This window comes from Syntrophorhabdaceae bacterium, assembly GCA_035541755.1.
In the GTDB taxonomy this organism is placed as follows: Bacteria; Desulfobacterota; Syntrophorhabdia; order Syntrophorhabdales; family Syntrophorhabdaceae; genus PNOF01.
The window spans coordinates 1-10796 of the sequence record DATKMQ010000105.1; the positions used below are offsets into that span (position 1 = coordinate 1).

Here is a 10796-nt window from a genome sequence, read left to right on the forward strand (position 1 = left end):
TGCGCTTACCGAGGATATGGTCATCGAATATCTTGGTTGCCCTCTTGTCCGCCATGCCGACACACACGTGGAGTGGCAGCAGATGTTCTTCGCGGGGGTGACAGTAGCGTGCGGAAGGGGCGCGCTGCCAGTCAATGAGTAAGGCCTCACGCTCTGCCCCAACTCTGCCGGTGCATGCCTCAATAAGCCAGTTCTGAAAGGCCTCATTGGCCGGATCGGGCGCATCTATTCCCTCCCAGGAGAACGCACCCATATTGTGGAACGAAAATCCGGATCCGATAACCAGAATATTCTCACGCATTAATCCGCGCAACGCCCTGCCAAGGGCTATATGAGCTGCGGGATTAAGACCGCCTACGAGCGAAAGCTGAAGGCACGGGATATCTGCTTGAGGATACATGAGTTTGAGCGGTATGAATAAACCGTGATCAAATCCCCTCATTGGATCGAGGCGGGTGGGTATGTGATTCTCGGTGAGTTGTGCAGCAATCCGCGTCGCGAGATCGGGGCTTCCAGGCGCGCGGTAGGTGATGGCGTAGGCTTCATCAGGGAAACCATAGTAATCATAGAACATGGTGGGCATCGGTGCGGAAAGAAGCGTTGCCTCGGTCTCTTCCCAATGGGCGCTGATAACAAGGATAGCGTCAGGCCTTGCGAGCCGTGATGGAAGTTTGATCATGAAATCTATCATGGCTTTATGGCTTGGGTCTCCGAGAATGGGCAGGGGTCCTCCACCGTGGGAGAAATAAACAATCTGGGCTCTGTTTCGGGCGTCCTTCTGGTTCAGCATAGAAGCTTCTCGATTTCGTATGTCAACTGTGCGTTTACGGTTCTTCGCAGGCGAGGTGAGAGGCAAAGTCTGTGCTTCGTACACCCTCTTTTCCGCCATGCTTGCTCGTCAACGCAAGCCTTTTGCGGGCCTTATTTGCTCGCCCCCTTCTCTACGAGGGCCTTTCCAAAGAGTGCGGCACCGACGGCACCCGCAATCTGCGTGTCAAAGGGGAATCCTCTATCGGCATAGGCCTTATTGTACCACATGGGTTCCAGTACATCGAAGCCCAACTCGTAAGAGATCCTCTTCACCACGCCCCGGTTTTTCGCTATGCCGCCCGTAATAGCCAGTTCTCTCTCGACGGTCACCCTCTCGAGGAGTGAGACGACCCGGTGCGCCATAGCTGAGCAATACGAAGCAAGCACCTTTTCCCTGGACCAGCCGGCACGAAGCCGCCCAGAGGCCTCGGTTTTGGCGAAGACCACGCAGGTCGAACTGACCGGTGGGGGTTCTTCCTCGACGCGAAGGGATGTATCGCCCACGTCCTCGATGGGTAGGCTGACGAGGTCTGCGAAGACTTCCATCGCGCGGCCTGTGCCCGCGGCGCATTTATCGTTCATCATAAAAGCCGCCACTTTACCTTTATCGTCGATCTTTATGGCCTTACAGTCCTGTCCCCCCATATCGAGCACGGTTTTGACACCGGGGCCGTACATCCAGTTTGCGCCCCTGCCGTGGCAGGCGATCTCAGTTATAGCCCTGTTGCTGAAAGGCACATTCACGCGGCCGTAACCGGTTCCTACGGTGAAGTGGACGTCATCCAGGGTGAGTCCCGTGCCCTCGATGGTTTTATTGAAGACATTCATGGCGCTGTCGCGACTCACCGAGCCTATTCTCATGTTGCCGTAGCAGTAAAGCTCGCCGTCGACCAGGATAACGCCCTGAGCGCTTACTGAACCCACATCGATGCCGCACGTCACGTATCTACCCTGCTTCCAATCAAGCTCGGGATTGGTCCATCGTGATTCGGGCCACCTCCAGAATTCTCTCTCTTCCGCCATGTCTTAATTCCTCCGGCTTCCTATCATGCCGCGGCAACGGCGGCGCCTATGGCGCCGATAAACTGCGGATCCGTGGGAACAGCAATTGTGATGTTCAATTCTCTCTCAATCGCCTTGATGAAACCCTTGTTAAGCGCCACACCGCCGATCAGGGCCACTTCCTTTTCGATGCCTACCCTTCTCATCATTGATATGGTCCTGTCTGCGATGGCGGCGAGCACCGCCCGGACGATATCCGCCCTGGCTACCTCAGAGTGGATCAGGGAGACGAGTTCCGATTCCGCGAAAACCGCGCATTGAGCGTTCATGATAATCTCTTTTGTGGCCTGCTCAGAGAGCGCTGCCATATCTTCAACTTTCGTTTCAAGCGCCCGCGCAATTGTCTCTATGAATATACCGGTGCCTGCCGCGCACTTATCGTTGATTGCAAAGTCTACCACATTGCCCTGTTCATTGATTCGGACCGCCCGGCCTTCCTCCGCGCCCACATCGACCACGGTGCGAACCTGAGGCATCATGAATCTCACACCCTGTGCGTCGGCGCTCACTTCCGTAACCTCTCCTTGAGCGAAATCGCAGAGCTTCTTGCCTACGCCGGTTGCGAGTATTTTCTCGACCTCAGCCCGTGTGAGTCCGGCAACGCTTAATGCCTGATCGTAGGCCTTGCCGCAGGCCTCTTTTGCGTCTATACCCGTAGGCACTATGGATTTTCCGATAACCGCGCCGTCTTTTATAATGACCGCTTTTACGTTTTTTGCGCCGCTATCTATGCCTGCCGATATCATCATGCCTCCCTACGATGGCTAGATTCGCCGAATTCCCGTAAAGACCTCAGGCTGTAGTTTAGCATAACATGCTTCAACTTCCAACCTTGTCAAACGAAGAATTAAAGCGGGTCTTGATCGAGATATCTGGTCAATTCGACCGGTTCTTTCACACGAAGGAAGCGCCTGCGGCATAGATAAGGCGCCTATTTCTCCTTACCAAGGTCACGCTCACAGGGCCTTTTCTATGCTCTTTTTGTCTTTTAAAGCGTTGAAAAACTTGCTATAATAAGGCCATGCGTATACTCTGTCTTGATGTAGGGGAGAAGAAGATAGGTATATCCCTATCCGACCCCACCTTCAGTATAGCCCAGGGGTTGAAGGTTTATAGGCGCGCTACCACCGAGAACGACATAGGGGAGCTTAAGGAACTTGTGAAGGAGTATGAGGTGGGCGAAATCGTGGTCGGTCTTCCCAAGGACCTAAGTGGCGCGCTCGGCAAGAAGGCCCGCGAAGTCATGAATTTTGCGGAAGAAATCAGGAAGGATATCCCCGTGGACGTGACCTATTGGGACGAACGGTTCACCACCAACGAGGCCCACAGAATATTTGATATGGCAGAAGTCAGCCACAAGAAAAGACGGCCATTCCTCGACGTGATGGCTTCTCAGATCATACTTCAAGGATACCTTGATGCCCGCAAGAGGTGATAGGAAGGTACTCGTTATTGCGCTTTCCATTCTGCTTGTCTTTCAGACGATTATCTTTGCAAGTGTCCCGGGTGCTTTGGACGAGTCACGTATCAATGTCGTGGTAAAAAGCGGGACGAGTCTTTATGGTATAGCGCGCATGCTCAAAGACGAAGGGATGATCTACTCGACTAACCTTTTCGTTCTTGCTTCCCTTCTCTACGGGGGTAAGCTCAAGGCTGGAGAGTACGAAGTAAGCAAAGATATGTCCACCTTACAGATCGTGAGGAAGATGGCGCACAGCGAAAGGAATGTTTATACCCTCAAGATCGTTCAGGGATATAATATATACACCGTGGCCGATGCAATAGCAGAAAACAGGATCATGGAAAAACAGGAGTTCCTTCGCCTCTGCCGGGACCGAATCTTCCTTAAAAACCTGGGCATCAACGCGGACTCGCTCGAAGGATACCTTTCCCCGGACACGTACTATTACAGCAGGGAGATAGACGCAGATAAATTCATTGAAAAGATCGCGCAACGGACGCTCAGATTTTTCGAGAAGGCGGACGTCAGGGAGAGGATGCGGGCAGAGAACCTCGATGTGAACCAGACCTTGACGCTTGCGTCAATGATAGAAAAAGAAGCCAAGATGAGCACAGAGAAGCCGCTCATATCAGCGGTCTTTCATAACAGGCTCCAGAGGGGGATGTCATTTGACAGCGATCCCACGGTCATTTACGGAACAAAGGCATTCGGAAGCCCCATTACGAAGGCGGACCTGATAACCTATACACCCTATAACACTTACACCTTCAGGGGGTTTCCCAAGGGGCCCATTTGTAATCCGGACACGACTTCTATTATGGCGGTTCTTTACCCTGCGCCCGTGGACTATCTCTACTTCGTGTCCAAGAATGACGGTACTCATGTCTTTTCTAAAGATATGAATGAACATAATAAATATGTGGCAATGTACCAGAAATCGAAAAGTGCAAAAAAATAATGAAGGAGGGATTTATGGCAAAAGATGTAGCGGTTATTGGCGTTGGCCAGAGTTCGTTCGTTCGGGGCTACGAGGGCTCGATCAGAGAACTCGCCTTCGAAGCCTTCAGGGAAGCCATGCAGGACGCAGGGATTACCGCGAAAGACGTGGGCACCTCCATATTCTGCTCGGCACCTGAATATGACAAACAGCGGTCTCCAGCCGGTGTGCTGGCCGAGTATCTCGGTCTTATTCCCCAGCCGACGCTGTATGTGGAATCGGTCTGCTCCGCAAGCAGCAGTGGAGTGAGGGTGGGCTACAGCATGATCAAATCAGGTCTCCATGACGTGGTGGTTGTGCTGGGATTTCAGAAGATGTCAGAAATCACCTCGGCCGAATCCCAGGAAAGAATGGGCAGGGGCGCAGACATTCAGTGGGAGTCCCCCTTCGGCACGATGATGCCCGCCTATTACGCGCTCTACGCGCAGGCCTACATGGCAAAAAACGGCCTGACCCACGATGACCTTATGAGGGTAAGAATCAAATCGGCCACCTACGGCCAGACCAATGAAAGGGCTGTCTACCGAAAGGGTGTCAAGGAATCGGACTTCGATCCGAAGAACCCCGACGCCAAAATGGCCGGCGCTGTGGCATGGCCTCTCAGGGTGGGCGACGCCTGCGCGAATGCAGACGGCAGTTCCTGTGTGATTCTCGCAAACGCGGAGAAGGCAAAGGCGTTCTCTAAGAAGCCCGTATGGATTCTCGGCATAGGAGCGGCATCGGAGGCGGTTAATATGGCTGCACGACCCGATTTCTCCAAGGGGCTCAGCGTGGGATATAGGGCCGCAGAGGCCGCATACAAGATGGCCGGCGTGACGGCGAAAAACATAAAAGTTGCCGAAGTACACGACTGTTTTACCATTGCGGAGATCATGGCATATGAAGGTCTTGGCTTTGCGCCCATGGGCGAAGGCAAACAGCTTATTCGGGAAAAGGCCACATATAAGGAAGGCCGGATCCCTGTTAACGTGGATGGCGGTCTTCTTTCCAAGGGACACCCGATCGGCGCCACGGGCGGATCGCAGATGCGCACAATCGTACTGCAACTGAGGGGTGAAGCGGGTCCTATGCAAGTACCCGGCGATCCGGATATCGGGCTCGTCCACAACGTGGGCGGCGTGGGGCTCTACGGCAACGTAACCATCTTTGGGAGGTGATACCATGGGATTCGAAAAATTCGGAAGAAAAAGCTTTACCGGGATCACAAAGACAGCAAAGTTTGTTGATCTGCTTTCAGAAGGAAAAATAGAAGGAACGGTATGTAAGAAATGCGGCGCGAAATTTTTCCCACCGCGGGCCGATTGTTCTCAATGTCTGTCAAAGGAGATGGAATGGTTTGAAATGCCTCCGAAGGGCAAGCTTGAAACATTTACCACCGCGTACTACGCGCCATTCGGTTTCGAAGCGGATCCCCCCTACACCATGGGTGTGGTTGACTTCACAGGGGGAATCAAACTGTTCGCGCGTCTTACCAAAGAATTGAAACCGGAAGAAATTTCCGTGGGTATGGATGTGACCGTCCGCCCCTGCAAGTACGATGACGGTCAGCTTTCATTTGAAATAGTGAAGGCCTGAAAGGCTATAGCGCACCATCAGCAGTGCGAAATTGGATGGCAAACGTGGGGCTGCGTCGGGCAGCTTCACGTTTGCATTTTAATGACCTGACCCTGTGCCAAGCACCTATTCTATTTTCGGCGACTGAGTTCTCTTCCTGTTCCTGAGCGCTTGAACGGGTAAAACGCGTTGATGCGGAGGAGGACGGCCAGTAAATGAATAGCGGCCCCCGGCCCCAAGGTGCCGCCTGTTAAGCGGCAATATCCACTTTTTATTTTGCTTCAAGTGCACCAAGTATGCTAAAACGTCAATGGCACCATGATATGGTATCATCGCCGCGTGCTCCATTGAATGAGGGACCGGAGTAAATATGGGATTCGATAACATCTCAAACCTCGTCTTCTGTCCGGGATGCGGAAATATCCAGAACCAGGGGGAAGCCTGCATAAAATGCGGGACCTTTATCGGCGTCGAGTCAAAAGAAGAGAATGTGCAGGTCCCGAGGGAAGCGGCTCACCGGACGGAAAAGACAAAAGTCTCCCTCGTGTCCCGGCGAGGGACAAAAAAACCGAGGACAGGCGTGAAGGAGAGACATCGGAGTCCTCTCAAGCAGACGCATCCGCGAAAAGACCGGGCCTCATAATGATCGAAAGACCTTTTATCCTGGAAATCTTCGGCGCCGCCGCTATGCAAAGGTGGAACGACAAGATCCGGCCTGTGGAACTGAAGGAGTTGGATAAACAGGCCCACAAGATGACCATCGCTTATTTTCTCGGAAGGTTCGAAGAGCAAACCGAGGGGTTCAACTGGAGCGAGGTCATTGAAGGAGGACTCTTCGAGTTCCTGGAAAGACTCGTCATTACCGATTTGAAGCCTCAGATATTCAACCGTATCAAGGAAGACAAAAACAAGTATAAAAAGCTAAACCAGTGGGTCTTCAAGAAACTTGAACCCATCGTGGCGCCGCTCGGCGCTGGTTTTTTCGAGCGCTTTCAACGCTACTTCACAACAAGCGACAACACGATCAACAAACGTATTATCAATGCGGCTCACTTCTATGCCACGCGGTGGGAGTTCGCCATCATTGAGCGGGCCAATCCGAACGGGTATGAGATCCCCGCAATCAAAGGGTTCCTGCAAGAGAGACAGGAGCGCTACTACGACCTTGCCGGTATTCAGCAACTTGCCCTCTACGAGAAGTACCGGAACTTCATCGACCTCTGCGGGCAACTCAGGTTCCAGTACCGCTGGAGCCATATCAATATGATTCCCCGTACATCGGTGCTCGGCCATATGCTCATCGTGGCCATCCTTTCCTATCTGTTTTCGCTCGGCATCGGGGCGGCTCCGAGAAGGTGTTTTAATAATTATTTCACCGGACTGTTCCACGATCTGCCCGAGGTCCTTACGAGAGACATCATCTCACCGGTAAAACGTTCCATCGAGGGGCTCGACTCTCTCATTAAGGCGTATGAAAAGGAATTGATGGAAAAAGAAGTCCTGAACCTCATCCCTACCCAGTGGCACGGTCAGATGCGCATGTTCACCGAGGACGAATTCGCGACGATCATCACAAAGGCAGGACAAACAGTGAACACGGATTCCGAAACCATATCCGAGAAATTCAACGATGATATATTCAACCCCCGGGACGGTGCAGCCATAAAGACCATCGATGATTTGGCCGCCTATGTGGAGGCCTACTGTTCTATTGAAAACGGGGTCAAATCACGCGATCTTACTAATGCGAGAGAATCGATCCGCGAGAAATACAAGGACTCCGTTATCTGCGGCGTCAACTTCGGCGACCTTTTCGGCCAATTCTGAGATGGGTTTAGCTCACAGCGCCCCGCGCAATGTGCAAACGATGAGCGTGCCACCCAATCCTTGCGTCAAGAGAGAAGGCATCAATCGGATTCTGTTCTGTTTTCGTATATAATCGTATCAGGCAGTTGCACCGTACATCCGGCTTCACGCGGATAATGTTCTGCGAGCAAAGTGCCGGCCTCGGCGATCGCTTCGATAAGGGCCTGAGATGACCGCCTCGCCCTGATACCCTGCGCCACGTGCCGGGCGAATTTGTTGAGGGTCACCTGCTTGATCTTCTCATGGATGCCTTTGTCCGCGAGCACCCAGACCTTGCGCTCTAGAAGTGAGATAAAGAAGAGCACGCCCGTGTTGTGTTGCGTCTTGTAGAGTCCTTTTTCATAAAACGCCTTAAGTGCTCTTTCCTTTACCGCCCTTTCCTTTCTTTTGTTTCCGATACAGTGGATCTTGAGAGCATGGGACTTCTTGAAGAGAAGTGAAGCCGGGAAAAAGAGCGCGCACGAAAAGGGGATATACCACCAGATCGAATCATGAAACCACAGGGTCGTGAGAATGAGAGCCACAAAGCTCCCGAGAATTACCCCTCCGAGGATCTGTGCTTCATGATAGTCGCTGCTTTGATCCACGATCATGACGGCGATCTGGCCCATGGTGCATGATTCCGCGCTGTCGGTAGCCTGCTTAATCGCCTGTTTTTCTGCGTCTGTGAAGAATTTTTCAGCCTTCGGATGATCGATCATCACCAGTCTCCCGAGGCGCCACCGCCTCCGAAATCGCCTCCACCGCCGCCAAAACCTCCAAACCCGCCGCCTTCATCATCTCCCCCGCCAAACCCTCCAAACCCACCAAACCCGCCGGGCCAGAACCCTCCCCCGCCGAGACCGCCGAAGAAGAGTGGAAGAAATATCCCCGCGGCAAGCCCCAGGACGCCGATCAAGCCGATTACGAGAAGGGGGAACCCCATGAAGAGCCCGATTAAGGAGAATCCGATGGCCCCTGCCGCGCCTCCGAGAATGCGGGAAATCCTTCCGATGGCGATAAGGCCGATGGCAGCAAACATGATGAAGACGGGAAGAGGTGTGCCACGAGCCCTTCTTACCGGTGCACGGGTTTCGTCGGCCCTGTATTCTCCCCGTGTCACCTCGATAAGCGCCTGAGTTGCTGCCGTGAACCCGCCGTCGAAGTCGTTGTTCCTGAACCGGGGTTTCATGACGAGGTCAATGATTTGCCCCGATGCCAGATCCGTGAGCTTGCCTTCAAGGCCACGGCCGACTTCAATACGTATTCTCTTCTCTTTCGCGGCCACGATAAGGATTACCCCGTTGTCTTTTTCTTTTTGTCCTATCTTCCAGGCTTCGGCCACCCTGATCGAGAATTCCTCCATGACCTCGCCCTCAAGAGAAGGTATGGTGAGAATCACGATCTGCGTCGAATCGGACTGCTCAAGGGCGGCAAGCTCCGATTCTATCCGGGCCCGCGCGGAGGGCGACATCATGTTGGCATAGTCGTTGACGCGTGAGGTGAGCTGAGGTACTTCGATTGCCTGGCAGTCAAGCGCGAACCACAGAGGGTATAACGCGAGGATCAACAGAACAAGCCTGATATAGCGAATATTTTTGCGTCTCACTTCTTGTTGCATCATGTTTCCTTGTTGCGTATCAACCTAAAATTTGACCGTGGGCGCTTTTTCTGCGCCGGGCTCGGCCTTGAACGCTTCTTTGGGTTGAAGATGCAGGAACAGGCTGTTCGTGAGACTGTTTGGGAATATCCTGATAGATGTGTTGAATTCCTGAACCGACCTGTTGTAGCGGGTTCTGGCCACGTTTATCCTGTTCTCCGTACCCTCGAGCTGGTGCTGGAGATCGATAAAATTCTGATTTGCCTTGAGGTTGGGATATTTCTCCACAACGACCATGAGTCTTGACAGGGCGCCCGACATGGACGTTTGGGCCTGCTCAAACTGCGCCATTGCCTGCGGATTGCCGATCATGTCCTTTGAGACCTGTATGCTCCCGACCTTTGCTCGCGCCTCGGTCACCGCCTTGAGCGTGTCGCCTTCATATTTAGCGTACGCCTTAACAACCTCTACGAGATTCGGGACAAGGTCATTCCTTCTCTGATATGTAGCCTCCACATCGCCCCAGGCTGCCTTCACTGCCTCCTCGTTCTTCTGCATCGTGTTGTAGCCGCATCCGGAGACGCTCATCACGGCAAGACAGAGGACGACAAACACGCACAATCGTTTCATGAAACCTCCTTCTCACAAATGAATTCATTCGATATATCTATTTATAGCACCTTTATCCGGCAAAAGAAAGATGGCCGTTGAGTTTGCCCACGGCCTCTTAATTTATTGACCGTGGAGAAGTGCACGTGATAAAAACTTGCAAAACTAGAGAGGAGGTCAACGTGGACGAAGATGTTAAGAAGAGAACACAGGAAACAGCAAAGAAATTGTGGACGGGCGGAATAAAGATCGACCCGCCGTATCTCATGTGGAAAGAATTCGACCGCGATCTCGCGAACGATCTCTCCATGTTCATTACGGGAAACCTCTATTCGAGGACCGTTCTCACTCTTCCGGAGAGGCAAATGGCCGCCTGCGCAATGCTCGCCGCGCTTGGCGCCTCCGATGAGCTGAAGCTCCATGTGAACGCCGCCCTCAACGTGGGTTGCGACCCGAAGAAGCTCGCAGAGGTCTTTTTCCAATTAGCCCCGTACGGAGGCATGCCGCTTGTCAACAAGGCCCTGGAGGTCTTTCGCGATGTGCTCAAGGGGAGGGGTGAATGGGAGAAATTTACCGGCAGATAAAGTGGGTATACCGACGAAAAAGAAAGGCAGGGTTTTAAGCCCTGCCTGTGTGGGGGGTATTATGGGAGCCTGTCTATTCTTTTAATTTCTTTCGCAGCCCGATGAGACTTAAGAGTCCGGCAAAGAACAGATATACCGCCGGAGGGATGGGTACGGAAGAAGGAGTCCTGTTGTATGTGGGGTCGTTGACGTTCAGGTTCGTAATGGTAGGGAAGTTCCAGGTCGAGGAGCCCCCGTAGTTGTAATTCAAGTAACTACCGAATACCTGGCCGG

General features: G+C 52.9%; 14 protein-coding genes. 7 read left to right on the forward strand and 7 right to left on the reverse strand.

Annotated elements, in window-relative coordinates; all coding sequences use genetic code 11:
• The 3 genes from VMT62_11035 to VMT62_11045 all read right to left on the reverse strand — a co-directional run.
• On the reverse strand, window positions 1-889 hold an 889-nt coding region (locus VMT62_11035; protein HVN96955.1), incomplete at its 3' end, for a class III extradiol ring-cleavage dioxygenase.
• Window positions 890-921: 32 nt separating this feature from the next.
• Window positions 922-1833 (reverse strand): benzoyl-CoA reductase, bzd-type, subunit Q, encoded by a 912-nt coding sequence (gene bzdQ, locus VMT62_11040; protein HVN96956.1) that lies wholly within the window; start codon window positions 1831-1833, stop codon window positions 922-924.
• Window positions 1834-1856: 23 nt separating this feature from the next.
• Entirely contained in the window at window positions 1857-2621 is a 765-nt protein-coding gene (locus VMT62_11045) for an acyl-CoA dehydratase activase (GenBank protein ID HVN96957.1), read from the reverse strand.
• A 272-nt stretch (window positions 2622-2893) separates the two neighbouring features.
• Between VMT62_11045 and ruvX the strand changes: the two genes are divergently transcribed.
• From ruvX to VMT62_11075, 6 genes are all read left to right on the forward strand, one after another.
• The gene (gene ruvX, locus VMT62_11050; protein ID HVN96958.1) at window positions 2894-3307 is read left to right on the forward strand and encodes a Holliday junction resolvase RuvX; all 414 of its coding nucleotides are present in this window, start codon (window positions 2894-2896) and stop codon (window positions 3305-3307) included.
• Window positions 3291-4292, forward strand: a complete 1002-nt coding sequence (gene mltG, locus VMT62_11055; protein ID HVN96959.1) for an endolytic transglycosylase MltG — start codon at window positions 3291-3293, stop codon at window positions 4290-4292. Before ruvX ends, mltG begins: the two co-directional genes overlap by 17 nt.
• A gap of 14 nt (window positions 4293-4306) precedes the next feature.
• Window positions 4307-5488 (forward strand): hypothetical protein, encoded by a 1182-nt coding sequence (locus VMT62_11060; protein ID HVN96960.1) that lies wholly within the window; start codon window positions 4307-4309, stop codon window positions 5486-5488.
• 4 nt (window positions 5489-5492) lie between these two features.
• Complete coding sequence (locus tag VMT62_11065; GenBank protein ID HVN96961.1) at window positions 5493-5906, forward strand: Zn-ribbon domain-containing OB-fold protein; 414 nt, start codon at window positions 5493-5495, stop codon at window positions 5904-5906.
• Window positions 5907-6255: 349 nt separating this feature from the next.
• Window positions 6256-6528 carry a hypothetical protein gene (locus tag VMT62_11070; protein HVN96962.1) on the forward strand — a complete coding sequence of 91 codons (273 nt, stop codon included), beginning with the start codon at window positions 6256-6258 and terminating at the stop codon, window positions 6526-6528.
• Window positions 6528-7712 (forward strand): HD domain-containing protein, encoded by a 1185-nt coding sequence (locus tag VMT62_11075; GenBank protein HVN96963.1) that lies wholly within the window; start codon window positions 6528-6530, stop codon window positions 7710-7712. The genes VMT62_11070 and VMT62_11075 overlap by 1 nt, the downstream gene beginning before the upstream one ends.
• An 80-nt stretch (window positions 7713-7792) precedes the next feature.
• On the opposite strand, the gene VMT62_11080 is transcribed toward VMT62_11075, so the two are convergent.
• Genes VMT62_11080 through VMT62_11090 form a run of 3 tightly spaced genes read right to left on the reverse strand, consistent with a single transcriptional unit; the run spans window position 7793 to window position 9960 of the window.
• Window positions 7793-8452, reverse strand: coding sequence for a TPM domain-containing protein (locus VMT62_11080; GenBank protein HVN96964.1), 660 nt, complete (start codon window positions 8450-8452; stop codon window positions 7793-7795).
• Window positions 8452-9354 (reverse strand): TPM domain-containing protein, encoded by a 903-nt coding sequence (locus tag VMT62_11085; protein ID HVN96965.1) that lies wholly within the window; start codon window positions 9352-9354, stop codon window positions 8452-8454. The genes VMT62_11080 and VMT62_11085 overlap by 1 nt, the downstream gene beginning before the upstream one ends.
• Before the next feature lie 21 nt (window positions 9355-9375).
• Complete coding sequence (locus tag VMT62_11090) at window positions 9376-9960, reverse strand: LemA family protein (protein ID HVN96966.1); 585 nt, start codon at window positions 9958-9960, stop codon at window positions 9376-9378.
• A gap of 161 nt (window positions 9961-10121) precedes the next feature.
• On the opposite strand from VMT62_11090, the gene VMT62_11095 reads away from it, so the two are divergent.
• Window positions 10122-10523, forward strand: a complete 402-nt coding sequence (locus VMT62_11095) for a carboxymuconolactone decarboxylase family protein (protein ID HVN96967.1) — start codon at window positions 10122-10124, stop codon at window positions 10521-10523.
• Between the two features lie 73 nt (window positions 10524-10596).
• Here VMT62_11095 and VMT62_11100 read toward each other — a convergent pair.
• Window positions 10597-10796, reverse strand: a 200-nt coding sequence (locus VMT62_11100; GenBank protein ID HVN96968.1) for a hypothetical protein, incomplete at its 5' end; no start/stop codon positions are given.